The 23690-nt window shown below is 40.8% G+C and carries 24 protein-coding genes and 1 riboswitch; of the genes, 19 read left to right on the forward strand and 5 right to left on the reverse strand.

Features of this window, described 5'->3' with window-relative positions; all coding sequences use genetic code 11:
• The first annotated feature begins 8 nt into the window (after positions 1-8).
• Complete coding sequence (locus JYB65_RS13025) at positions 9-1820, forward strand: AMP-dependent synthetase/ligase (RefSeq protein WP_206583124.1); 1812 nt, start codon at positions 9-11, stop codon at positions 1818-1820.
• Positions 1821-1985: 165 nt separating this feature from the next.
• On the opposite strand, the gene JYB65_RS13030 is transcribed toward JYB65_RS13025, so the two are convergent.
• Entirely contained in the window at positions 1986-3080 is a 1095-nt protein-coding gene (locus JYB65_RS13030) for an alanine racemase (RefSeq protein WP_206583125.1), read from the reverse strand.
• A gap of 278 nt (positions 3081-3358) precedes the next feature.
• On the opposite strand from JYB65_RS13030, the gene JYB65_RS13035 reads away from it, so the two are divergent.
• Genes JYB65_RS13035 through JYB65_RS13045 form a run of 3 tightly spaced genes read left to right on the forward strand, consistent with a single transcriptional unit; the run spans position 3359 to position 5211 of the window.
• Positions 3359-3679: a PadR family transcriptional regulator gene (locus tag JYB65_RS13035; RefSeq protein WP_206583126.1), complete on the forward strand. Its 321-nt coding sequence runs from the start codon at positions 3359-3361 to the stop codon at positions 3677-3679.
• Positions 3672-4289 (forward strand): HAAS signaling domain-containing protein, encoded by a 618-nt coding sequence (locus JYB65_RS13040; protein WP_206583127.1) that lies wholly within the window; start codon positions 3672-3674, stop codon positions 4287-4289. Before JYB65_RS13035 ends, JYB65_RS13040 begins: the two co-directional genes overlap by 8 nt.
• Positions 4282-5211, forward strand: a complete 930-nt coding sequence (locus JYB65_RS13045; RefSeq protein WP_206583128.1) for a DUF4097 family beta strand repeat-containing protein — start codon at positions 4282-4284, stop codon at positions 5209-5211. The genes JYB65_RS13040 and JYB65_RS13045 overlap by 8 nt, the downstream gene beginning before the upstream one ends.
• A gap of 67 nt (positions 5212-5278) precedes the next feature.
• Here JYB65_RS13045 and JYB65_RS13050 read toward each other — a convergent pair whose 3' ends face one another.
• A complete protein-coding gene (locus tag JYB65_RS13050) occupies positions 5279-5686 on the reverse strand; it encodes a bacteriohemerythrin (protein WP_206583129.1) in 408 nt (135 codons plus the stop codon).
• A gap of 498 nt (positions 5687-6184) precedes the next feature.
• On the opposite strand from JYB65_RS13050, the gene JYB65_RS13055 reads away from it, so the two are divergent.
• Positions 6185-8209, forward strand: coding sequence for a sodium-translocating pyrophosphatase (locus JYB65_RS13055; RefSeq protein WP_206583130.1), 2025 nt, complete (start codon positions 6185-6187; stop codon positions 8207-8209).
• Between the two features lie 213 nt (positions 8210-8422).
• The gene (locus tag JYB65_RS13060; protein ID WP_206583131.1) at positions 8423-9661 is read left to right on the forward strand and encodes a [Fe-Fe] hydrogenase large subunit C-terminal domain-containing protein; all 1239 of its coding nucleotides are present in this window, start codon (positions 8423-8425) and stop codon (positions 9659-9661) included.
• 127 nt (positions 9662-9788) lie between these two features.
• On the opposite strand, the gene JYB65_RS13065 is transcribed toward JYB65_RS13060, so the two are convergent.
• The gene (locus JYB65_RS13065) at positions 9789-10334 is read right to left on the reverse strand and encodes a rubredoxin-like domain-containing protein (RefSeq protein ID WP_206583202.1); all 546 of its coding nucleotides are present in this window, start codon (positions 10332-10334) and stop codon (positions 9789-9791) included.
• Positions 10335-10555: 221 nt separating this feature from the next.
• On the opposite strand from JYB65_RS13065, the gene JYB65_RS13070 reads away from it, so the two are divergent.
• From JYB65_RS13070 to JYB65_RS13090, 5 genes are all read left to right on the forward strand, one after another.
• On the forward strand, positions 10556-11785 hold the full coding sequence (locus JYB65_RS13070; protein ID WP_206583132.1) for an ABC transporter substrate-binding protein: 1230 nt from the start codon (positions 10556-10558) through the stop codon (positions 11783-11785).
• Between the two features lie 143 nt (positions 11786-11928).
• Positions 11929-12153: a NifU family protein gene (locus JYB65_RS13075; protein WP_206583133.1), complete on the forward strand. Its 225-nt coding sequence runs from the start codon at positions 11929-11931 to the stop codon at positions 12151-12153.
• A 9-nt stretch (positions 12154-12162) separates the two neighbouring features.
• Entirely contained in the window at positions 12163-13401 is a 1239-nt protein-coding gene (locus JYB65_RS13080; protein ID WP_206583134.1) for a CapA family protein, read from the forward strand.
• The gene (gene pepV / locus JYB65_RS13085) at positions 13379-14851 is read left to right on the forward strand and encodes a dipeptidase PepV (RefSeq protein WP_206583135.1); all 1473 of its coding nucleotides are present in this window, start codon (positions 13379-13381) and stop codon (positions 14849-14851) included. The genes JYB65_RS13080 and pepV overlap by 23 nt, the downstream gene beginning before the upstream one ends.
• Before the next feature lie 92 nt (positions 14852-14943).
• A riboswitch (FMN riboswitch) is annotated at positions 14944-15073 on the forward strand.
• Positions 15074-15249: 176 nt separating this feature from the next.
• Complete coding sequence (locus tag JYB65_RS13090; protein WP_245156682.1) at positions 15250-15789, forward strand: ECF transporter S component; 540 nt, start codon at positions 15250-15252, stop codon at positions 15787-15789.
• A 79-nt stretch (positions 15790-15868) separates the two neighbouring features.
• On the opposite strand, the gene JYB65_RS13095 is transcribed toward JYB65_RS13090, so the two are convergent.
• Complete coding sequence (locus JYB65_RS13095; protein ID WP_206583137.1) at positions 15869-16876, reverse strand: hypothetical protein; 1008 nt, start codon at positions 16874-16876, stop codon at positions 15869-15871.
• A gap of 187 nt (positions 16877-17063) precedes the next feature.
• Between JYB65_RS13095 and tsaE the strand changes: the two genes are divergently transcribed.
• The 8 genes from tsaE to JYB65_RS13135 all read left to right on the forward strand — a co-directional run bounded on the left by tsaE (position 17064) and on the right by JYB65_RS13135 (position 23307).
• Positions 17064-17498, forward strand: a complete 435-nt coding sequence (gene tsaE, locus JYB65_RS13100; protein ID WP_206583138.1) for a tRNA (adenosine(37)-N6)-threonylcarbamoyltransferase complex ATPase subunit type 1 TsaE — start codon at positions 17064-17066, stop codon at positions 17496-17498.
• On the forward strand, positions 17495-18253 hold the full coding sequence (gene tsaB / locus JYB65_RS13105) for a tRNA (adenosine(37)-N6)-threonylcarbamoyltransferase complex dimerization subunit type 1 TsaB (RefSeq protein WP_206583139.1): 759 nt from the start codon (positions 17495-17497) through the stop codon (positions 18251-18253). Before tsaE ends, tsaB begins: the two co-directional genes overlap by 4 nt.
• On the forward strand, positions 18246-18710 hold the full coding sequence (rimI, locus tag JYB65_RS13110; protein WP_206583140.1) for a ribosomal protein S18-alanine N-acetyltransferase: 465 nt from the start codon (positions 18246-18248) through the stop codon (positions 18708-18710). Before tsaB ends, rimI begins: the two co-directional genes overlap by 8 nt.
• A 59-nt stretch (positions 18711-18769) precedes the next feature.
• Positions 18770-19003, forward strand: a complete 234-nt coding sequence (locus tag JYB65_RS13115) for a hypothetical protein (protein WP_206583141.1) — start codon at positions 18770-18772, stop codon at positions 19001-19003.
• Entirely contained in the window at positions 19000-20025 is a 1026-nt protein-coding gene (gene tsaD / locus JYB65_RS13120) for a tRNA (adenosine(37)-N6)-threonylcarbamoyltransferase complex transferase subunit TsaD (protein WP_206583142.1), read from the forward strand. Before JYB65_RS13115 ends, tsaD begins: the two co-directional genes overlap by 4 nt.
• Before the next feature lie 192 nt (positions 20026-20217).
• Positions 20218-22188, forward strand: coding sequence for an ABC-F family ATP-binding cassette domain-containing protein (locus JYB65_RS13125; RefSeq protein WP_206583143.1), 1971 nt, complete (start codon positions 20218-20220; stop codon positions 22186-22188).
• Positions 22189-22359: 171 nt separating this feature from the next.
• Entirely contained in the window at positions 22360-22590 is a 231-nt protein-coding gene (gene acpP / locus JYB65_RS13130) for an acyl carrier protein (RefSeq protein WP_206583144.1), read from the forward strand.
• A 78-nt stretch (positions 22591-22668) separates the two neighbouring features.
• The gene (locus JYB65_RS13135) at positions 22669-23307 is read left to right on the forward strand and encodes a redox-sensing transcriptional repressor Rex (protein ID WP_206583145.1); all 639 of its coding nucleotides are present in this window, start codon (positions 22669-22671) and stop codon (positions 23305-23307) included.
• A gap of 140 nt (positions 23308-23447) precedes the next feature.
• Here JYB65_RS13135 and JYB65_RS13140 read toward each other — a convergent pair whose 3' ends face one another.
• Positions 23448-23618, reverse strand: coding sequence for a DUF362 domain-containing protein (locus JYB65_RS13140; RefSeq protein ID WP_206583146.1), 171 nt, complete (start codon positions 23616-23618; stop codon positions 23448-23450).
• Positions 23619-23690: the final 72 nt, after the last annotated feature.

Raw genomic sequence — 23690 nt, forward strand, 5'->3', positions numbered from 1 at the left:
AATGGAATATGAGAAAGTACAGTGAACAAGAATATTTGGAAATCAAGCGAAAAGAACTTGAGCATGCGGAAGCCTTTGTAAAAAGAATCAATGACAGTGAGGATCCGTATATCCGCTATAAAAAAAGCAGACCAATTATGGATCTGAAACACATGATTGAAACCAGCGCAGCGCTGTATGGCGAAAATACGGCGTTCCTTGTAAAGAGAGAAAAGGGCGAGCCGTATCAGCCTATTCCCTATAAGCAGGCGTTGCAAGATATCAATGCATTGGGTACATCCCTTATTGCGAGGGGCATGAAGGATAAGCGCATTGCCGTGATCGGGGATAACAGCTATGAATGGTCGGTTACGTATCTGGCAACGGTTTGTGGGACGGGCGTAGTGGTTCCTCTGGACAAGGAATTGAAAGCAAATGAATTGATGCAGTTAATTGCCAATTCAGAAGTGAGCTGTGTTTTCTTTGCGGAGCGGTATGAAAAAATGTTTCGCGAAATGCTGGACAGCGGTGAAACCGTGCTCAAGATGCTCGTAAATCTGGATTCAAAAAGTGAACAGAAGAAGGTGCATAATTTAGACGAGCTTTTGGAGGAAGGGAAACTGTTGCTTCAAGGAGGCGACCGAACCTTTTTGGATGCACAGATTGATAGGAATGAGATGAGCATCTTATTGTTTACCTCCGGTACAACCGGCATTTCAAAAGGTGTGATGCTGTCTCACGGAAATATTACAGAAGATTTGATGAGTGCTCCGTCCGTGTTGGATATTCGTTCTACCGATATTTTTTTCTCGATATTACCAATCCACCATACGTACGAATGTACCTGCGGATTTTTACTTCCGCTGTATAAAGGAGCGGCTATTGCTTACTGTGAAGGCTTAAAATACATCACGAAGAATTTGGCAGAAGCGCAACCGACCGTCTTTATGGGTGTTCCTGCTATCTTTGAAAGTTTATATCGAAAGATTTGGCAGAGTGTAAAAAAAGAAGGTAAGGAAGATCTGCTTCGTAAGGTTATTTCACTCAATAAGAAAACGAGAAAATTTAAAATTGATTTAGGAAAGATTTTCTTAAAGGACATTCGAGCCATTTTCGGCGGCAACATGAGGCTCTTGATTTGCGGAGGTGCCGCTATTAATCCGGATATTTTAGAAGGGTTGCGCGATTTTGGCATGAATGCACTTCAGGGCTATGGTTTGACAGAATGTGCCCCCATTGCGGCATTAAATCCGGATACAGCGACAAAATCTGCGTCTATCGGAAGAGCATTGCCGAACTTTGAATTGAAAATAGTCGACGAAAATGAAGAGGGGATAGGCGAGCTTTGTGTAAAAGGCGGTCATGTGATGCTTGGCTACTATCATATGCCCGAAGCTACCGCTGAAGTTATTAAGGATGGCTGGTTCTATACGGGGGATCTGGGCTATATTGATGAAGAAGGCTATGCATACATTACCGGAAGAAAGAAAAACGTCATTATTACAAAGAACGGAAAGAATGTATACCCTGAAGAAATTGAATATTATCTGAGTAAAATTCCTTTTATCTTGGAATCTTTTGTCTATGAAAAGGACTCCGACGACGGCAGTGATACGTTGATTGTGGCTGCTATTCGGGTAGATGAGGAGGAAACCGCCGAAAGACTGGGAGCGGATTATGCCGATTCCGATGTGGAGAAGCTGCTCTGGGAGGAAGTGGATAAAATCAATGAAGAGGTGCCTTTATTTAAAAGGGTAAAGCGCATTGTCTTCCGAAAAGAAGAATTTGAAAAAAATACGTCTAAAAAGATCAAACGATTTGCAGAAGCAAATAAACGATAAGCAATTTAAAAGAGGGTGTCTCAACGATATTCAGATGAATCATGATGAGGCCCCTCTTTTTATTATGCAGGAAATATCGCTTGCGATATGGACGGAATATCAAAAAAGTCTACGGATAAAATGCAACCGAATGGGAGCTAAAAGCTCCTCGAAGAGGACTTTTTATCATTTCACGCAAATAGTAATGTTTTTGGAACTTGTTGCATAAACAATAGTTGCATAGCATAAATCAAATTCCAAAATGTCTCCGACGTGAAGGTCGTCTTTGCAGTCTTCTATATCTAAAATGAGGTGATCGCTGCTTGCCCCAAGGATTTCAATAGACTTATTACGAGGCAATAAGCAGTCTGCATCTCCGATATCGACCTTTCCTAAAGCCACTAAGGCTCTTCTTCGAATGCCTCTGTCTTCGTACGTTTGAACACGGCCGAACGCATCATAAGATAATTCCCCCACGGGATGACTCGGCTTATCTTTTACTTCAATAACTTGAGCTTTCAGCGTAAATACATCTTGATTTAAAAAGCTCGCATCGACCCCAAATAAAGTTCCGTAATCGTAGGCTAATATCATGCCTTCACCGATTCTTAAATGGTTGATTCTTTCTGGCATGCTGCCGTCAAAGACCATGATGGCAGAGGTAGTAGCTCCGCCGGAAATAATCTCTAGCTTGCGCCCAATGGCCGATTCAATTCTTTCCGCAATGTCAATCAGTTCATTCATTTTCTCAGGAGTGGCTTTAATGGAGCCATAGCAGCCTAAATTGGTACCGACACCCATTAAGTCTATGTGAGATAAGTCTTTTTCTACATGAAGTGCCGCTTGCAGCATTTCCTCCTTATCCCAGAAACCTTCTCTTAAATCCCCGAGATCTGCCATCAGAATAACACCGTGTCGTTTATTCTGGCGAAGGCACTCTTCATTTATCTTATTTAAGATCGAAACTTCACTGTTTAGGCTGTAGTCTACATATTTTACTAGATCAGGAATTTCGCTGGGCATTGGAATACGAATCATGATGAAAGGAGTATTGCAGCCTGCTTTTTTGGATTCAATAATTTGTTCCATTCTGGATGAGGCTATGTATTGGCAGTTTGATTCGTCAAATTCTTTAACCAATTCCGGAATGGCATGAAATCCTTTTATAACACCTGCGATGTTTATTCCCTTTTGCTGACACAGTGCGGCCATGGTGTCTATATTATGTCTCAATTTTTTTAAATCCACTTCAAGTTGTGGATAACGGTTATTTGCTGGCATTTTTCCCTCCTAAATAAAGTCCTAAAATGGTGATATAAAAAATATCTCCTTCGTTATAAAAGTTGATTCTATCATAGCATATTTCGAGGACTGTATGCAAACCTCACAAACCTTGAATTCAATGAATTAGGGACAATAATTATTTCTTTTATTGTATCCATCAAGTGACCTTCATTTTTGTTAAGAAATTCGTAAGAATATAGGTATTGACGAATAATATTATATGACGTATAGTATTGTTATCGAAATAATATACTGCATAAGAAAAGGGGGAGAAAATGGGATTTCAAATTGGATCAGCCTTGCTTGATGCCTGTGTGCTATCCGTACTTTCAAAGGGTGACACCTACGGTTATGTGTTAACGCAGACAATGAAGCAGGTGATGGATATATCAGAATCGACGCTTTATCCGGTCTTGCGCAGATTGCAAAAAGAAGATTATCTGAGAACGTATGACCAACCGTTTCAAGGAAGAAACAGAAGATATTATGCCATAACCAACGAAGGTAAAGCGAAGTGTGAACTGTATAAAAGAGACTGGATCATTTACAAAAATCAAGTAGATGCATTATTGTGTGAGGGGGATCAGGGTGAATAGGCAGGAATTTATAAAGAAGCTCCAGTTTGAACTGTCGAAGCTTCCTAAAGATGAAGTACAAAACGTGATTGATTATTATAATGAATATTTTGATGAAGCAGGACCGGAAAATGAAGAAGCTGTTTTGCGAGAATTTGGTAATCCGTCAAGAATTGCCACTCAAATTAAAGCTGATTTTGCAGTAAAACAGTTAAGCGATAAAAAATCCGGTAGCCGTCAGGAAGGGAGAAAAGGGGTCTCCGCAATATGGTGGATCATTTTAGGCATTTTTACTGCGCCGGTGGCGCTTCCGCTGGCAATAGCCGGAGGGCTGTTTGCGCTCGCTATGTTGTTGACGGTAGGGTCTATTCTGCTGGCTGCCCTTTTCTGCTTGGGCGCATTTTTCGTAAGCGGTATTATTGCATTTGTAATAGGATTTTCTATTCTTTTTGTTAATTTTGTGAACGGACTATTTGCCATAGGAACGGGTATGGCATTAATCGGTGTAACTGCGCTGCTTGCAGTGGCTGTCGTATTTGTGACAAAGAAGCTGGTGCAGTTTAGTGCTAGCAAGATGAACGAAAAAAGACAAATGAAGACCAATCAGACGGAGGGGAAGAGAAATGAGTAAACGACTAAAAGTATTTATTATAACTTGTATTTGTTTAATTATAGCCGGGACTTGTCTGGCCGGGTTAGGGCTGATGCTGGGGGCGGACGGAAATATTAACCTAAAGCATATGTCATGGAATTTAAACGATGATAAGAGCAGTTTTAATCTAAGCTTACGCAAACCGGAAAGTCAAGCAGGATTTAGCGGAAAGACGGAGACTGAAACCATAAAGTTCAATCAGCCTATTCTGTCGATAGAAACGAAAGTAGGTATCGGAGAAGTTTATCTTGTGGAAGGGGATGAATTTAAAATAGAATATACGTACGATAAGGGCTTTGGAAAACCGAATATCAATTTTTCAGACGGATCTTTAAGTATTGTTGATAAATTCGGTAAAGGAGGTGTCGATTTCAGTGTAAAAAAGTGGTCTTCTTTTAAAGGCAGTGAAGACCTCGAATATCGAATTTATTATCCAAAAGGAACGAATCTGGAGTTTATTACGATGAATAACAATTTAGGGGATATTGATATTTCGAATATTAAAACAAAAAGCTTAAAGATCAAACTTGATGTAGGGGATGTCAATCTTGAAAAAGTCAATATAGAGACCGCAGAACTTGATTCAAGCTTGGGAAATATAAAGACTAAAGACACTGAAACAAATGGTTTAACAGCAAGTACAAAAATGGGGGATATGCACATAGAAGGCATCTTAAAGGGAGTAAGCAGCCTGTCTGCTGAAATGGGGGATATTAAACTGATTTCAACCCTTGGAAAAGATCAATATTCCTTACATTTTGACATGCAGTTAGGAGATATAAAAGTAGACGGGGAACAAAGAGGCGGTTCGTACAGTGCGAGTAATAGTACTGGTGACAGTGGAGAAAACCGCATAGAAGCAAGAACTTCAGCAGGAGACATAAAAGCAATTTTTGAATAGCATTGGTAATGTAAGAAAGAGGAACTCTCATAACGAGACTTCCTCTTTTTATGTTATGTATTAAGTTTTAACTCTGTTTAGAACGAATGTGGGTAGCTACTTTCACGTCTTCTTTCTTGATGTGATTGATAAGCCATCCGCCGATGCTGCTGTTTACCTTACCTACTAAAAGAAGGGTAGGGCCTTCTTCATTTAATTGTTGCATAATCTCGCGTACAACCTTTTTAAAGCCTTCATGATACTGCTTGTGATTTGCATAATCAGGATACTGGCTTGCTATTTGAAGCTTTTCTTCATCAGCAAAATGCTTGGCCGTATAGTCATATAAAAAAGCTGTTGTTTCTTTTAATATATCTCTTCCTTTTCCTTGTGAACAGGCTTCAAGCAAATTATTAATAGCAGCAATTAATTGTTTATGTTGTTCATCAATAGTGCCGTTTCCTGTTTCTAAATCACTAGTCCAATTATATGCCATGATTATTTCCCTCCTTTGATAATCCGTGATAGGATATGGACTATAAGTTTTTCCTTGACTTTATATGCTCGCCGAAGCAAAATATAAAAGTCGGTTTACTTATTTTATGAAAATTATATACCCTGAATTGGATAAAATAAACAATTATTTCATGCGGAAGTCGAATATTGTAACATTATCTGGGAATTATAAATTTTTATAATAAAATCAATAATTTTTATTGGACTTATTTCATCACGTGATATAGAATAGTAAGATGATTATTTCGGATTGACATTGATCATAATAATCACCAATGTTTACCTAGCATTGCGTTAGACTCTTCTATTCATTTTCGGATGCCTAAATTCTCAAATTTCAATGGAAAATACGGTGCACATTGATTCATGATGAAATGAAAAAAAAAGAATTTCGCGAATACGGTATACAGTATGCTTTAATGATTCATTAAAGCTATATTTATCATCAATTTTTTATTTACAAAGGAGATACTAGAAAATGACTACTCTTGTTTTGGCAGCATCTATTGTGGCACTAATATTTGCAGCTTATTTGTCAAGTTCAGTTCTAAAAGAGGACATGGGAACTGAAAAAATGATTGAAATTTCTGAGGCAATTCAGCAGGGTGCCATGGCCTTTTTAAACAGGCAGTATAAGACCTTATTACCAATCGCAATTATCATCTTTATCGTTTTAGGATTTTTAACTGAACACAAATGGTCTTCTGCTGTCGCGTTTGGCGTTGGTGCATTATTCTCAGCACTTGCAGGATATCTTGGTATGTATATTGCAACCAGAGCCAATGCCAGAACTACACATGCAGCAAAGAGCAGCATAAAAAAAGCACTTGGAATTGCATTTAAAGGCGGTTCTGTAATGGGTATGGGGGTTGTAGGCCTTGGCTTGCTTGGCGTCTCATTGCTTTACATTTTTGTTGCAAAAGGAAATCCTGACCAGATTGCAGCAATCGACAGCTTTGCATTCGGCGCTTCACTGATCGCTCTTTTTGCACGTATCGGCGGCGGTATTTTCACCAAAGCTGCGGACGTGGGTGCAGACCTAGTTGGTAAAGTGGAAGCCGGAATTCCTGAAGATGACCCAAGAAATCCTGCTGTAATCGCGGATAACGTAGGGGACAACGTTGGTGACGTTGCAGGTATGGGTGCGGACTTATTCGAATCCTATGCAGCCACTGTCATCGCAGCAATGCTGTTAGGTTCCTTCCTTCACGGAGAAATCGGCATTTTGCTTCCATTGCTTTTAGGCGCAATCGGTATCATTTCTTCCATTATCGGAACGATTTTTATCTACACAGGAGACGAGAAAAATCCACAGTCCGGATTGAACAGAAGCCTTTATACTTCTTTCATCTTATCTTCAGTGGCAGCATTCTTCCTGACGAGGTACTTACTTCAGGATCATCAAATCCAGTTCTTTATCGCAATTATGGCTGGATTAGTTGCAAACATCTTGATCGGATTAGTAACAGAGTACTATACATCTCATGCATATGCACCGGTTAAAAGCATTGCCAAATCATCTGAAACAGGAGCAGCAACCAATGCGATTTACGGTTTCTCGGTAGGACTTGAAAGCACTGCGATGCCTATCGTCATCATCATTGCAACCGTTGCCGTAGCTTACTTAGTTCCTGGAGGCGGTCATTATGGATTTTACGGAATCTCGCTAGCTGCAATGGGCATGTTATCCATGGCAGGAACCATCGTAGCAATCGATGCTTACGGACCGATCGCAGACAATGCCGGTGGTATTGCTGAAATGGCTGGTCTTGATCCATCCGTTCGTGAAGTGACGGACAAGCTTGACTCTGTTGGAAACACAACGGCAGCGATAGCAAAAGGATTTGCTATCGGATCTGCTGCAATCACAGCAATCGCGTTATTCTCCGCCTTTGCACAGAGAGCAGGTCTGGCAACACTTGACATATTAAATCCGATGATTCTTTTGGGATTGCTCTTCGGTGCGATGATTCCATTCTTATTCTGTGCGTTCGCCATGAGAGCAGTTGGTGCAGCGGCATTTGATATGATTGAAGAAGTAAGAAGACAATTCAGAGAAATCCCTGGACTTCTTGCGGGAACAGCGAAGGCAGACTACAAGAAGTGTGTAGATATTTCAACAAAGGCTGCGATCAAAAGAATGATTAAGCCGGGAATTCTTGCTCCGTTAAGCATAATCGTTGTCGGTTTCGGAATCGCGACATTTGATCCTAAGATGGCACTACAGGTAATCGGCGGTATGTTGGTTGGCGGTACTGCCAGCGGTGTGTTACTGGCTCTTACAATGTCCAATGCAGGCGGTGCATGGGATAATGCAAAGAAATACATTGAAGCAGGAGCACATAGCGGTAAGGGTTCCGAGGCTCATAAGGCGGCGGTTGTCGGAGATACAATCGGTGACCCGTTCAAGGATACAGCAGGTCCTTCTTTAAACGCTGTAATCAAGGTTATGGGTACTATTTCCTTAATCATCGCACCAATTATTGCAGCGATGGTTCATTAATCAGAAGAAAAAATAGGATATAATCTATAAATATAAGGCTGGGGCTTCTTAAAATAGTTTGACTATTTTTTAGATAGCCCCAGTTTTTTATCTGTCTAGATAAATTTCAAAACCAATGGCATAATAAGTAATGAAAGACCATCAACATCAAACAGAGAAATAATGCAAGGTCAGAACAATCAGCCCTTGCAAAGCTGAAACGGAGAATGTATTATGGCAACATTTGAACAACTCTATAGAAGACTTGTGAAGTCTTCACTGCATGGAGCGGATAGGAACACGTATTGGGACGATTGTGATCCAACACAGCTTGATTGCCTGTTAAATCCGCGAAAATATCCGGTTATCTGGCGATTAGAGGATTGCGATTGCGATGTAAAGGAGCAGGAGAACTGCACCGCCAGATGCCCTTTTGACGCGATGAAGGCAAAAGAGGGCGATGGAATATCTATTGACCCAAATCAATGTGTGGGGTGTAACATTTGTGTTGACGCTTGCAAATACAAGAATCTGACTTCTAGCAAAGACATCATGCCGGTGTTACAGGCGCTTGATTCACATGAAGGACATGTTTATGCATTAGTGGCTCCTGCTTTTCTTGGTCAGTTCAGTCAAGCGGTCACCCCAGGAAAACTCCGATCTGCTCTGAAAAAAATCGGCTTTGAAGGCATGCTTGAGGTAGCGCTGTTTGCGGACATCCTTACGTTAAAGGAAGCACTGGAGTTTGACCACAATATCACAACAGAATCAGACTATCAACTGACCAGCTGTTGCTGTCCTATGTGGATCGCTATGATACGTAAGGTATATCATGAGCTCATGCCGCATGTTCCAGGATCTGTGTCCCCGATGGTGGCCAGCGGCCGTACTATCAAGACGTTGTATCCCAATAGCAAGACGGTGTTTATCGGACCCTGCATGGCTAAGAAAGCAGAGGCCCGTGAAAAAGATGTCGCCGATGCTGTAGACTTTGTACTTACCTTCCAAGAGGTTCATGATATCTTTGAAGCACTGGAGGTCAATCCCTCCGACATGGAAGACGACGATAGAGAAAATACCTCCCGTGCAGGACGCATCTATGCTCGCGCTGGCGGTGTAAGCGAAGCCGTTTCAGACACGTTAAAGTATCTGAATCCTAATCGTGACATCCGGATTCGAACGAAATATGCAGACGGAGTACCTGGTTGCCGTGCGATGCTGAATGAATTGATAGGGGGAAAATATGAGGCTAATTTCTATGAAGGCATGGGGTGTATCGGCGGTTGTGTCGGTGGGCCAAAAGCGATGATTAACAAAGAAGAAGGATGTGAAAACGTCAATCGGTTTGGAGATGAAGCACTCTACCAAACTCCTATCGAAAATCCTTATGTTCTTAAATTGCTTGAGCAACTAGGATTTGATACGGTTGAGAAACTGCTGGAAAACAGCGATATCTTTACTCGTGCCTTCTGAGAATAATAAGGGAAACATACTCCTGAGAACCGTTTGACATAAAATGAATTTCGTTAAAAAACATAAAATCCCCTTTGGCATAGGATGTTTCCTGATGTCAAAGGGGATTTTATGCTGTGAGCCCGATTTATTTGAAGTATCTGTTGTAAAGTCCTTCAAAAGCACAACCGTGTCTGGCTTCGTCTTTCGCCATTTCATGAACCGTATCATGGATGGCATCTAAATTCTGCTGCTTCGCTAACGTTGCAAGAGTCTTCTTGCCGGCGCAAGCACCGTTTTCGGCTTCGATTCTCAATTCAAGATTCTTCTTTGTAGAATCAGTAACCACTTCACCGAGTAATTCAGCAAACTTTGCAGCATGTTCTGCTTCTTCCCAAGCTGCCTTTTCCCAATAAAGCCCGATTTCCGGGTAGCCTTCTCTATGCGCTACTCTGGACATCGCTAAGTACATCCCAACTTCGGTACATTCTCCCATGAAATTTGCCCTTAAACCTTCCAGGATTTCAGGATCAACACCCTTAGCCACTCCAACTACATGCTGGTCAGCCCATTCTCTGGCACCTTCTTGAGATGCTATGAATTTATCTCCGCTGACCTTACATTGTGGACATTGTGCCGGAGCCTCCGCACCTTCATGAATATAACCGCAAATTGAACAAGTCCATTTCATAATCTTAATCCTCCATAATCTAAAAAATTTTGATATTTAGCTGAAAAGATAGACCTATCGATAGATATTTCTTATCATCAGCAAATAATTTAATTATGATTTATATATACCATCAGAAGAATGGGCTAAACACACATTTGTGAAAAGTTCACCTGCTATTGAAAAAAAGCAGAACTTTTGTTAATATATAAAGATATGGGATAATTAATGGGAGATTATATACAATGAAAGACATGAAAAAGAGACATAAAATGAAACTGGCCTTCGTTATCGCTTTTACGCTATTGCTATCCAGCAGTTTGTCAGCATGTGCAACATTTGACAATTTTAAAGTGGAATTCTTTGAAAAGGAAAGTGAGCCGGAAGCAACGGTGCGGATTGGTGTATTTCAGCCTTTAAGCGGTAAAGATAAGGACAAGGGGAAATTGGAGATAGAGGGTATTGAATTGGCTCACGACATGTTTCCTACTGCGTTAGGAAAGCAAATAGAGCTGGTCTACGTGGACAATAAGTCGGACATTAACGTGGCAGAAAGTGCTGCAAAAGAGCTCGTTAAAAAAAGAGTGGCCTTAGTATTGGGAAGCTACGGCAGTGCCAATTCTCTGGTTGCGGTAAAATACTTCGAGGATGCAAAAATTCCGGCTATTGCCATTACGAATACCAATCCATTGGTGACCAGTAACAATCCATATTATTTTAGAGTATGCTTATTGGAATCCTTCCAAGGGGTTGCTTTGGCTAAATATGCGACGGAAAAGCTCGGTACCACTTCTGCGGCGATTATGAGACCGTTAAATGATGACTATGCGACAGCGGTTGCTCAGCGGTTCTCTGATAAATACATTCAGATGACAGAGAATCCGGCTTCGATAGTGGTTACCTGCGACTATGATACAGGAGATAAAGACTTTAAAGCGGAACTTCAGAGAATAAAGGATTCCGGCGCTCAGGTAGTATTTTTACCGGCTAAAATTGATGATGCTGCTGTGATTATGAAACAGGCAAAAGAGCTAGGCGTTCATGCCGTGTTTTTAGGAACAGATCATTGGGATTCCCAAGATTTAATTACGGCGATGGGAAAAGATGCGGCAGAAGGAGTTACCTTTTCAACCATCTTTGACCCGAACACGGATACAACCGTGATGTCGGATAATTTTAAAAAAGCTTACAAAGCGAAGTACGGGAAAGATGCCGTTCCTGAAAGTGCGGTTGCTTTAGCGTTTGATGCTTATATGATCGCTGTAGATACGTTAAATAAGGCAGGGACGGCCTTAGACGGCGAGAAGCTTAAAGATACACTGTTCGTAACAAAATCATTTCCAGGCTCTTCCGGAACCATTACCTTTGACATCAACGGGGACCCGATCAAATCCGTAGTAGTGAAACAGATTCATAGCGGACAGGCTGAATCAGTCTATACAATGGAACCTGCGCTTGTCAATATGGGTGAATAGAAGTATGACTGGAATAGATTAGCAACAAGTATACATTGCCAAAAATCGTATAAAATATTTACTATGGAATTATCGGATTTTGTGGTAAAATAAGAATACCAATCATGAAATAGAGAAATTGGTAATAATAAAGGAGGATCGAGATGGAGCAGAAAATAAAAGATGCTTTAGAAAATATCAGACCGTTTTTGCAAAGAGATGGCGGAGATATCGAATTTGTTGAGCTTACAGAAGACAATATTGTTAGAGTAAGATTGCAAGGCCATTGTGCTGGCTGCCCAGGTGCAACTATGACATTAAAAGCTGTCGTAGAAAGAATTCTTAAAGAATCATATCCTGAAATCGCAGGCGTTGAAAACGTACAGTAAGGGGAACATATGGAAATTGCTAAGAGAACGAATCAATTAGCAAAGCTTCTGATATTGAATTTAATTGCAGTGGGGTGTTTAATTGCATTCCCACTGCTTTTTAGTGGTTGCAGTTATTTCGATCCAAATCAAGAGACCTCACAGAATGAAGAAATAGAAGAACCGGAGGCCCCAGTTGAGTTAAATATAACCTGTGTAGGGGACATTATGGTTCATAATCCGCAGATAGCTTGCCAATACGATTCGAAAACAGGTACATACAGTTACAACAATAACTACAAATACGTAAAAGATTATATTTACAAGGCTGATCTCGCTTTGTGTAATGTTGAGACTACTTTCGCAGGAAAGCCGTATACCGGATATCCGACCTTTTCTGCACCGGATGCGTTAGCCGCTGCATTGAAAGATACAGGTTTTGATGTCGCAATGACTGCCAATAATCACATGATGGATAAAGGCCTGAACGGTATGAAGAGAACGCTTGAGGTGCTCCGGGGAATGGATCTGAATACAGCAGGAAGCAGACTTACTACCGAGGAAAAAAGATACGCCATGGTAGAAGTGAAAGATGTGAAAATTGCTGTTATACCGTATACCTATGAGACTTCCTCCGGAAACGGAAGAACGTCTATGAACGGTAATCCTATTTCCTCTGAAAGCGCCCAGCTGATCAACTCCTTCAGTTATGATACCATTGATACGGATCTACAAGAAATAAAAAGTGTTTGTGAGGAAGCCAGACAAGATGGTGCACAAATTGTCATCTTGTATTATCATTGGGGTGAAGAATATCAGATGTCTGCGAACCAGTGGCAAAAATATATGGCGAAGAAAAGTGTAGAAGATATGGATGTGGATATCATTTTCGGTTCTCACCCGCATGTTCTTCAAGAAATGGAATATATCAAAAATGAAACAACGGGCAAGACAGTCCCGGTGTTTTATAGCATGGGGAATTTTATTTCCAATCAAAGAACGGAAACGTTGGACAACCGATATACAGAACAAGGCATATTGGCTCAAGTGACGATTCAATATATTAAATCGGAAGACAAAATCACGGATATCCAAATGAGTGCAATCCCTACGTGGGTAGAAAAATATTCATCGGGAGATAAGCCGATTTATGAGATCATTCCGCTGGACAGAAATTTAGATACCAATGAGACGCTTGCTGCATCAGGGCATTTGCTGAGGGCGAAGCAAGCACTGGAGGACGCAAATGGAATACTTAAATCGAATTGATGAATACGAAGAAGAAATGATACAAATGCTCCAAGAGCTGGTGGCAATCAAAAGTGTGGAAGATAAACCACTGCCGAATGCGCCTTTTGGGAAAGGGGTAGCGGAGGCCTTTGCCTACATGTTAAAGAAAGCGGAAGAGGACGGCTTTGAGACCGAAAATATAGATCACTACGGAGGGCATATTGAATTTGGCGGATATTTGACGGACGAAGCTGGCGATATTATTGCGACCAGCGATGAAATCATGGGAATTATCGGCCATTTGGATGTGGTGCCTGAGGGAACGGACTGGATGTTTGATCCTTATAGCGGGCAAGTGGTGGACGGCAAAATTTACGGGAGAGGCACTTTTGACGATAAAGGGCCGATTGTCGCGGCATATTATGCTATGAAAGCATTAAAAGAAAGCGGAATCATCCCGGCTAAAAAGGTTCGGCTGATTTTAGGGCTCGATGAGGAAACAAACTGGAAAGGGATGGACTACTATTTGTCCAAAGTAAAACCGCCTACTTTCGGGTTTACACCGGATGCCGAATATCCGGCCATTCATGGTGAAAAGGGCATTCTTGTATTTGATCTGGCGAAGAAATTAGGAAAGACGATAAACAAGGGCTTAGAACTTCGAAGCTTAAAAGGCGGCAATGCAGCTAATATGGTTGCGGACAATGCCAGAGCAGTATTGAGAGCCGATAAAATGGAAGTCTACGAGAAAGTAAAAGAGCTGGCAGCGCAGTACAGAAATGAAAATTGTTCTGCTGAAGGACAAAGAGCTTATGGTGCCAGATTAAATTGTAAAGGTATCGGGAAGAGCTTAGAAGTAACCGTTCAGGGGATTTCATCGCATGGGGCAAGACCGGAAGAAGGACTCAATGCGATTACGGTATTAATGGATTTTTTGAGTCGACTTGACATAATAAATGATGATGTAAATGAGTTCGTTGAGTTCTATAATAACCATATTGGGTTTGAATTGGACGGCGCTTCCATGGGCTGTGGCCTATCGGATGAACCATCAGGCAAGCTTGTATTCAACGTGGGAAAGATTGATTTAGATCATGAGGCAGTGCGGCTGACCATTAACATTCGATATCCCGTTACGTTTAAGGAGGAAGCCGTATACGAATCGATGATGCCTGTAATCAATAAATACAATATGGGAGTCATCAAAGGGAAAGGACAGGACCCGATCTATATCCCTGCGGATGATCCGATGATACAGACCTTGATGGCAGTTTATAAGGAACACACCGGAGATTTTGAGAGCAAGCCGATTGTGATCGGTGGAGGAACCTATGCGAGAGCTGCAAAGAATATTATCGCTTTTGGAAGTGTATTCCCCGGCGAACCATCTTTAGCCCATCAGAAGAATGAATACATAGAGATTGAAAAGCTCGTCTTAAACGCAAAAATTTTTGCCGATGCGATCTTCCGTTTAACGAAGGAAATATAAAAAATGTTTTTTGCCCGGACAAATTAAAAGCTGTTGACATAAAGATCAGTTAAGTCTATACTGAACTGTAAGGTTGTAAACAACTGAACAACAATCTGTTTCAGGGCGAGGTGTGAGTCCTCACCGGCGGTAAAGAGCGTTGCGCTACGAGTCCGCGAGCCGAAAGGCAGAATCGGTTTGATTCCGATACCGACGGTATAGTCCGGATGAAAGAAACGCGTATTTTCACGCTTATTTTCGCATGAGCTGCCCTGAGAGAAATCTCAGGGCTTTTTTTATCTAATGAGAAATATCGTATGATTTTATTAGATTAAAAGAAATGCAGAAGGACGGAAGTCGCGCTTTTCTGAACAGATCAGAGATTTTTTATATATGTATATATGAAAGGAACTAAAAAAATGAATAGTCAGAACAAAACGATAAAACTTGCCAAGATGGGAATGCTGGTGGCTATTTCTGTCGTACTGGTTTACTTAGTACACTTCCCTATTTTTCCGCCGGTTGCTTTCTTAGAATATGATCCTGCGGATATTCCGATTTTTATTGGAACATTTGCGTTCGGCCCTTTGGCAGGAATCCTGTTAGTAACAGTCACAGCCATTATACAGGGAACCACGGTAAGCGCGGCGAGCGGATTATATGGAATCATCATGCATATTCTGGCTACAGGCTCTTTTGTATTAGTTGCAGGTCTTATTTATAGAGGACATAAGAGCAGAGGCAAAGCAGTGGTTGCACTTGCTGCGGGTGTTGCTACGATGACGGTGATGATGGTCATTGCCAATCTGATCGTAACGCCATATTTCATGGGGGTTCCGGTAAGTGTGGTAAAAGGGTTATTACCTTATATTATCGCGTTTAATTTACTGAAAGCAGGTGTAAATTCCATCATCACATTCTTATTATATAAGAGACTTTCGGGATTTTTACATAAGTAGATCGATCAAACAATAAAAATGTATAAAAATAGGGTGCCTCAAAAACGAATGATATAATATGGGAGGCCCCCTTTTATTGTTAAACGGTTATATCTAAAGAAGCAGTTATTCTTTTCCATGATTCATATTCATCCGGGGATTTCTTTTGTAAGTTGTCTTCCCAGTCACGTAATTTGTCATTCAGAAAATCTTCTTTTTTTATGCCTGACAGATTGATTTCTTCTGCTTCTTGAAGCCATTGAGGAAGATTGTCTGAGAAATCTTTTGTCGCAGACATCGCATGTTTGAAAGCTTCATCAAGTTTAATCAAGGCGTTATTTGAAGCAGGAATCTCTTGCGAATCTGCTTTACCAGCAGAGTCGCCATTGTCGATATCTTCTTTTTTGTGCCATTGTTGCATCAAATTCTGAATCTTTTCTTGCAATTTCGTGTCTTCTATCTCCTGCTGGGCTTCGGTCATCTGGTCTCCGAGCATATTCATCAGTTCCGAAATGCGCATAGTAAGCGATGCTAATTTATCATATTTGTTTTCACTGGCACCTTGCTTGGACAGTAAGCTTGCGGCTTCCGGATTTGACCAAGCTACATGCTCTATAAAATCAGCTCTGTTTTGGTTGTCTGTATTAATTTGATTCTCGGTAACATTCGCTTCACTTTCCAGTTTGGTTTTGATAGAGCCCATGATTTTGATGGTATCAAAGTTTGTCCCTAATTTAGATACAAGATTTAACTTGTCATTTGTTAATTCTTCCTCAGTTTTCGGAGACGAATCTATATTGTCCTGCATTTGATTTTGATTGGTCTGTGCGTCGCGTACCGTTTCCTTGGCGGCAGCACGGGTTTCTTGAGCTATTTGAGCTGTCAGATTTTCAATTTGCTGATTATAGATTTTCAATTGATCTTGTATGGTATCCAAAGGCTGATCGTTTTCAGCAGTTTTTGCCATAAGCGCGTTTCTCTTTTTAATCAGACTTTCCCGTTGGTCCATAAGACTATCTATCAAGGAATTCTTACTGGAAGTATTTTTATTGGCAGGATTAAATGGTTTGCCGGTATTTGAAAAAACAGAATTTGTATGAATTTGCATAATCTATTCCCCTTTATAATTTCTATAGATATATCTTATATATCGAGGAAATGATATATAAAATAACAGTAAAAGAACAAAATACCAATATAATTGAAATCTATTAAAGAAAAAGCAGTATGTTGCAAAAAGAGAAGATTCCATTTTGATGTTTAATAAAAAAATATTCTATGTTAAAATATAATTTATGAAAAAAATAATTATTACAAATGAACTAGATACAAAAGAATTTGGGATAAAGCTTGCTGAAACCTTAACCCCGGGTAAAGTGGTCGCATTGATCGGGGATTTAGGAACCGGGAAAACTGCTTTAACCAAATATATAGCACAGGGTCTTGGGATTCAAGAAATGATTACAAGTCCTACTTTTACGATCGTTCAGGAATACCATGACGGGAGAATGCCTTTATACCATTTTGATGTGTACAGAATTAATGATGCGGAGGAGATGTACGAATTAGGTTATGAGGAGTATTTTTTCGGCAAAGGTGTCTCCGTGGTAGAGTGGGCTGATCTTATTATGGAGTTAATTCCGGAGGATGCGGTCATAATTCGTATTTATTATGGAGAACTTGAAGGCGAAAGAGTGTATGAGATACAGGAACCGGGGGACATTAAATGAACATATTAGCTATTGAAACGACAGGGGCCACCGCTTCTGTTGCCATTATAAATGAAAAAGAACAAATTTTTGAAGAAGTATCGACAGGAACACTGAATCATTTGCAGTATTTGATGCCGATGATAGAAAAAGTGCTCGAAAAAAGTCAATTGCAGATAGGCGATTTGACAGCAATCGCAGCGTCGGAAGGACCCGGATCATTTACGGGAATCCGAATAGGGGTGTCTTCCGCCAGGGCATTAGCTCAGGCCCTTCAACTAAAAACGATTTCGGTACCTACCTTGAAAACTTTTCTGTATAATACCCCGGATGTGAGCGGCATCCTTTGCCCTATCTTTGATGCGAGACGAAGTCAGGTATATGGAGGCGCATACAAATGGAAGGAAAACGCTCTGAGAAATCTGGAGGGCATAGAAGAGATCGTTGTAGGCGATGCCTATGCGTTGGAAGAACTTTTAGCACTTCTCAAACAGGCATGTAAGCCGAATGATACGATTACTTTTTTTGGAGATGGTGTCGAACCTTATAAAGAAAAAATCAAACAATGGCAAAACTCATCGTTAAATAACGATATACAGGTTGAGTTTGCAAATGAAAGCGTAAACCGTCAAACTGCGTCGTCTGTTGCGAGATTGGCCCTTGACTTGTATCGGGAGGGACAGCTGAAAGAGTATCAGGAGTTAAAGCCAAACTATATGAGAAAGGCTGAGGCGGAACGAAAATTAGAGGAAAGCCAAGGACGACAGAATGAGTAGTTTAATCATCAGAAAAGCAGAAGTCACAGATATCGAGGAAATGGCCGCTTTGGATCTTGTTTGTTTTACTGCTCCATGGAGTGAAGAAGCGTTCCGGCAGGAGCTTGAAGAAAACAATCTGGCATTTTATGTTGTAGCGGAATTGAATGAACAAATCGTCGGATACGCCGGCCTTTGGGCTATATTAGAGGAAGGCCATATCACTAACGTGGCGGTTGCTCCGGAATACCGGCGAAAAGGAATCGGCAATGCAGTGGTTGAAGTGCTGCTTGATGCATCAGAACAGGCCGGATTGAACAGTTTCACGCTGGAGGTCAGGATTTCCAATATTCAGGCGCAAAATTTATATAAAAAATTTGATTTTACAGAAGCTGGAATCAGAAAAGGTTATTATCAGGATAACGGCGAAGATGCAATCATTATGTGGAGAAGAAAATCTAACGCATCGTGCGAATAAATCCTCAGCCCTTTGAGATACTAAAGGAAAGAAAAAAAGTATTTTGGAGGGTTACGAAGATGATGAGATATTCAGGCTATGGTGGTGTTGATACTACAAATGAAAACTATCACTATGATGATTTTAATGACGAGATGAGCAGACCTATGACGAATTGCAGTCGCTTTGAAAGAAGGCATGATTTCAGCACGTTCAACATGGCTGATTATACTTCATGTGAAAACTGCAGGCATATGTCTGCGGATAATAGATGTATTGTGAGTGCAAATACTTACATCGGGAGAATGGAATGAAAAATGGAAAATTTTTAACTATGGCAATCGAATCAAGCTGTGATGAAACCTCGGTAGCCCTTCTGATTGAAGGGCGTGAGGTTTTGTCCAACGTGATTTCTTCACAGATAAAAGTGCATCAGGTGTTTGGCGGTGTGGTACCGGAGATCGCTTCAAGGCATCATTTGGATAATATCAACCAAGTCACCGATCAGGCACTTGCAGAAGCAGGTGTGACATGGGATGAAGTGGACCTAATCGGTGTCACTTACGGACCCGGGTTAGTAGGGGCATTACTCATAGGACTTGCTTCAGCGAAAGCCTTTGCCTTCGCAAAGAATATTCCTCTGGTCGGGGTGCATCACATTCAAGGGCACATCAGTGCCAATTACATAGAACATCCTGACTTGGAGCCGCCTTTTATGGCTCTGGTGGTGTCAGGCGGACATACGAATATTGTTGAAGTAAAAGATTATAATACCTTTGAAGTATTGGGCGGAACCAGAGATGATGCGGCAGGTGAAGCATTCGATAAGGTAGCTCGTGTGCTTGGACTCGGGTATCCGGGCGGCCCGCTCATTGATAAAGTCGCAAAAGAAGGAAATCCGCAGGCCATTCCGTTTAAGCGGGTATTTCTTGAAAAGGGAAGCTTTGATTTCAGTTTCAGCGGCATTAAAACAGGCGTATTAAACTATTTGAATTCAGAAAAACAGGCGGGGCGTGAAGTGGTGGTAGCGGATGTTGCTGCCAGCTTTCAGCAAGCCGTGATGGATGTCATCGTCGCAAAAGCTGTGACTGCGGCCCTTGCGATGAAAAAGGATAAATTGGTTCTAGCAGGAGGCGTTGCGGCCAACAGCAAGCTGCGAGAAATGCTGCATGAACAATGCGAAAAAAATGGAATTCAATTATATTGTCCGTCACCGATTTTATGTACGGATAATGCGGCCATGATCGGCTGCGCAGCATATTACAAATATAAGGCGGGGTTTGTCAGTGATCTGACTCTGGATGCATTTCCGAATCTGTCTTTATCTGCTCGTTAAATTTCACCATTGCTTCGCTATATTCATATCGTGTTCGGTTACGTACGTCTATGTACGCGCCCTCACACGCAATCAATATAGCTGTGCACTGATGAAATTTTCCTTCGCAGAGATATATGTATCAATATACTCTAAAATTAGATAGTAAACTGAGTGGTTAAAATTAAACTATAATAAAAGGAATAAAGATAAATGATAGTACTTTCGGCAACGAATATTTCAAAATCGTATGGAGTAGATGTGATCCTGAAAGACATTTCTTTTCATGTAAATGAAGGGGATCGAATCGGTATTGTGGGTGCTAACGGTGCGGGAAAAACCACCTTATTGAATATACTTTCGGGGCAATTGCCTTATGATGAAGGCAATATTTTCATCTCCTCCAACACTTCTATTGGATACTTGAAGCAAAGTGAAAACTTTGGTTTGAGCAACACTGTAATGGAAGAGGTCAGCGCCATCTTTGGACATATTGTACAATTGGAAAGAGATATGGCAGATTTATCCCATGAAATCTCGGAAAAATCCTCGAAGGGAGAGGATGTGGACAAGATTTTGCACCGGTATGATGAAATGATGGAGGCGTATAAACGCCATAATGGGTATAGCTATAAAAGTGAAATGATCGGTATCCTAAACAGCATGGCTTTTACAGAGGCGTACTATGATAAGAAAATAGATACGCTTAGCGGCGGCGAAAAAACCCGGCTTGCCTTAGCTTGCCTGCTGCTGAAAAAGCCGGATATTCTATTTCTGGATGAGCCGACGAACCATCTGGACATAGGCACCTTAAAGTGGCTGGAACAATATTTAAAGACGTATTCGGGAACGGTCATCTTGATTTCCCATGACCGATATTTTTTAGATCAGACGGTTAATCGCATATTTGAAGTAGAAAATCATAAACTGGTTACATATCAAGGCGGGTATACTACCTATGCCGAACAGAAACGTCAGAGACGGGAAGAAGAACTTCGGAAGTATGAACAGCAGCAGAAGGAAATTTCTCGCCAGGAAGAAATCATTAGGCGGTTCAAACAGCATGGCACGGAAAAGCTTGCTAAAAGGGCTCAATCCAGAGAAAAGCGCCTGCAGCAAATGGATGTATTGGATAAGCCGGAACCTGTCGTAGGGAAAATGAAAATTCATTTTAAGCAACAATTTAAAAGCGGGAATGACGTACTTCTGGCGGAAGGTCTGGAAAAGGCGTTTGGCTACGGTCCGCGCCGTAAGGAGCTTTTTAAAAACGTTGATTTTGACATCAAAAGAGGAGAACGAATCTGTATTGTAGGGGCAAATGGGGTTGGAAAAACAACGCTGCTTAAGATCATGATGCGGGATCTTGAAGCAGACAGCGGACGATTGAAAATCGGACACAATGTGCAATTCGGCTATTATGACCAAGAACAGCAGAATCTGAATGCGGCCAATACGGTTTTTGATGAGATGAAGGATTCTTACCGACTCTATACGGATACGGAGATGAGGAGTTTATTGGGACGTTTCTTATTTAGAAATGAAAGCGCTTTTCTTCAGGTAGGAACGCTTTCCGGTGGCGAAAAAGCCCGCTTATCCTTACTGAAACTCATGCTTTCCGGCTCTAATGTACTCATTTTGGATGAACCGACCAATCATTTAGATATCGCTTCAAAGGAAATTTTTGAAGATGCTCTTTTGGAATTTCCAGGCACGGTTATCATCGTCTCCCATGACCGATATTTTTTAAATAAGATCCCTACTCGGATTTTTGAAATGGAAACAGATGGGATCACACCATATCTGGGTTCGTATGATTATTACATGGAAAAAAAGCAAGAGATCGCATCTGGGAAAAAGTATCTAAATGAATTAAATCTTACGCAAAATAGTGAACTTGTGATGCAGCAATCGGAAGAAAAAATGACTGAGTTAAGTGCGAGCGAACAGCGCAGGCGGAGTAAGGAGCAGGAAGCTAAAGAACGAAGAAAAGAACGGGAACAAAAACGGCTGGAACAGGAAATTGAACGCTTGGAGCTTGAAATTTCCGACTTTGAAAGTAAGATGTGTGAAGAAAAAGTGTTCAGCGATCATATATTATTGGCGGAATATCACGAAGAAAATGAAAAAAGAAAGCAGTTATTGGAAGAAACATACAACAATTGGTTGGAGCTTCAAGATCAATAATTTTACGCATTTCTTGCATTGAAATTTGTACAATTTTTTTTGAAATTAGTCTTGCATATATTAAAACAGTAAATTATAATGGGTTTTAGTCGACAGGCTATTAGGAAAAATGAAACAAAATGAAATGGTATATAGGTAATATATAGTTTCTAAAGTATGGAGGTTAATTAAATGACATTTGAGAAGATAAAGGAGATTATCGTTGAACAGCTTAGTGTAGATGAGGCTCAGGTTGGAATGGATACACACCTTATGAAGGATCTTGAAGCAGATTCACTGGATGCCGTAGAAATTATCATGGCTATTGAAGACGAGTTTGATATTGAAGTTCCTGACGAAGATGCAGAAAAGTTCCAGAGTGTTGGAGACATCGTTCGGTATGTTGAAGAAAAATTAAACTAGTGTAGATGGGCCCGCGGAAGCGGGCTTTTCAGTTCGACGATTTCCACGATTAATTTTGAGGAAAAGGAAAATCAGAATATGAAAAGTAATACAAAAATATCAAATGCAGTAATCAAGAGATTGCCGAGATACCGCAGATATCTTAAGGAACTTCAGCGAAAAGGGGTCGATAAGATTTCTTCTAGGGAATTGAGTGACTTAATTGGGTATACGGCTTCTCAAATCAGACAGGACTTAAATAATTTCGGTGGTTTCGGACAGCAGGGCTACGGGTACAACGTAGATGCCCTCTATAATGAAATCAGCATTATTTTAGGTTTAGACAGAGAATACAAAATGATTGTTGTTGGGGCAGGCAATATGGGGCAGGCGATAGCAAATCATACCTACTATTATAAGGCAGGGTTTATTGTTTGCGCGTTGTTTGAAGTAAACCCTAAGTTAATAGGATTAAAGATCAATGACATCAGTGTTCTTGACTATGAAAACATAGTGGAATATATAGAAGAAAATGCGATTGATATCGGTATTATTTGTACAACAAAGGACTCTGCCCAAGAGATCGCTGATAAGATGGCGTTTGCGGGAGTGAAAGGCATATGGAATTTTGCTCCGGTTGATCTTGAAGTACCGGATCATATAGCGGTAGAAAACGTTCATTTAAGCGACGGGCTGCATTCGCTTGCGTATCACATCAATAGAAATCAAAACAAATAGCTGCGATAAAATGAAAATAACCGTTTCCTTTGAAACGGTTATTTGTTATAATCTACGAATTGAATCGAAGAATTTCACCTAAGCATGCCTTGCAGTAAACTGCCGCAATACGGTCGCTTAAGTATAGTAGAATTTATAAATTAACCTTCTACGATTGCATCAGTAGGACATGAATTTGTGCATGCGCCACAATCAATACACTTGTCCGCATCAATTACGTGCGCACCAATGCCTTCAGTGATTGCTTCTACTGGACATTCTGGTGCGCAAGCTCCGCAGTTGATACAAGCATCTGTAATTTTATAAGCCATAGTGATAATCCTCCTTTTTTAAAGTGCTAACAAGCCAACTAGATTATAACAAAAGGAGAAGGAGAAGTAAAG

Origin of the sequence: Clostridium aminobutyricum (assembly GCF_017255415.1) — a bacterium.
Lineage (GTDB): Bacteria > Bacillota > Clostridia > Peptostreptococcales > Anaerovoracaceae > Aminipila > Aminipila aminobutyrica.

What these genes read in the sequence shown, in the direction of transcription:
- tsaD (WP_206583142.1), top strand. Translation starts at nt 19,000, where the DNA reads ATGAAAAATGGAAAATTTTTAACTATGGCAATCGAATCAAGCTGTGAT.
- JYB65_RS13060 (WP_206583131.1), top strand. Translation starts at nt 8,423, where the DNA reads ATGGCAACATTTGAACAACTCTATAGAAGACTTGTGAAGTCTTCACTG.
- tsaE (WP_206583138.1), top strand. Translation starts at nt 17,064, where the DNA reads ATGAAAAAAATAATTATTACAAATGAACTAGATACAAAAGAATTTGGG.
- JYB65_RS13075 (WP_206583133.1), top strand. Translation starts at nt 11,929, where the DNA reads ATGGAGCAGAAAATAAAAGATGCTTTAGAAAATATCAGACCGTTTTTG.
- JYB65_RS13070 (WP_206583132.1), top strand. Translation starts at nt 10,556, where the DNA reads ATGAAAGACATGAAAAAGAGACATAAAATGAAACTGGCCTTCGTTATC.
- rimI (WP_206583140.1), top strand. Translation starts at nt 18,246, where the DNA reads ATGAGTAGTTTAATCATCAGAAAAGCAGAAGTCACAGATATCGAGGAA.
- tsaB (WP_206583139.1), top strand. Translation starts at nt 17,495, where the DNA reads ATGAACATATTAGCTATTGAAACGACAGGGGCCACCGCTTCTGTTGCC.
- JYB65_RS13095 (WP_206583137.1), bottom strand. Translation starts at nt 16,876, where the DNA reads ATGCAAATTCATACAAATTCTGTTTTTTCAAATACCGGCAAACCATTT.
- acpP (WP_206583144.1), top strand. Translation starts at nt 22,360, where the DNA reads ATGACATTTGAGAAGATAAAGGAGATTATCGTTGAACAGCTTAGTGTA.
- pepV (WP_206583135.1), top strand. Translation starts at nt 13,379, where the DNA reads ATGGAATACTTAAATCGAATTGATGAATACGAAGAAGAAATGATACAA.
- JYB65_RS13045 (WP_206583128.1), top strand. Translation starts at nt 4,282, where the DNA reads ATGAGTAAACGACTAAAAGTATTTATTATAACTTGTATTTGTTTAATT.
- JYB65_RS13125 (WP_206583143.1), top strand. Translation starts at nt 20,218, where the DNA reads ATGATAGTACTTTCGGCAACGAATATTTCAAAATCGTATGGAGTAGAT.
- JYB65_RS13035 (WP_206583126.1), top strand. Translation starts at nt 3,359, where the DNA reads ATGGGATTTCAAATTGGATCAGCCTTGCTTGATGCCTGTGTGCTATCC.
- JYB65_RS13030 (WP_206583125.1), bottom strand. Translation starts at nt 3,080, where the DNA reads ATGCCAGCAAATAACCGTTATCCACAACTTGAAGTGGATTTAAAAAAA.
- JYB65_RS13140 (WP_206583146.1), bottom strand. Translation starts at nt 23,618, where the DNA reads ATGGCTTATAAAATTACAGATGCTTGTATCAACTGCGGAGCTTGCGCA.
- JYB65_RS13135 (WP_206583145.1), top strand. Translation starts at nt 22,669, where the DNA reads ATGAAAAGTAATACAAAAATATCAAATGCAGTAATCAAGAGATTGCCG.
- JYB65_RS13050 (WP_206583129.1), bottom strand. Translation starts at nt 5,686, where the DNA reads ATGGCATATAATTGGACTAGTGATTTAGAAACAGGAAACGGCACTATT.
- JYB65_RS13080 (WP_206583134.1), top strand. Translation starts at nt 12,163, where the DNA reads ATGGAAATTGCTAAGAGAACGAATCAATTAGCAAAGCTTCTGATATTG.
- JYB65_RS13115 (WP_206583141.1), top strand. Translation starts at nt 18,770, where the DNA reads ATGATGAGATATTCAGGCTATGGTGGTGTTGATACTACAAATGAAAAC.
- JYB65_RS13090 (WP_245156682.1), top strand. Translation starts at nt 15,250, where the DNA reads ATGAATAGTCAGAACAAAACGATAAAACTTGCCAAGATGGGAATGCTG.
- JYB65_RS13055 (WP_206583130.1), top strand. Translation starts at nt 6,185, where the DNA reads ATGACTACTCTTGTTTTGGCAGCATCTATTGTGGCACTAATATTTGCA.
- JYB65_RS13025 (WP_206583124.1), top strand. Translation starts at nt 9, where the DNA reads ATGAGAAAGTACAGTGAACAAGAATATTTGGAAATCAAGCGAAAAGAA.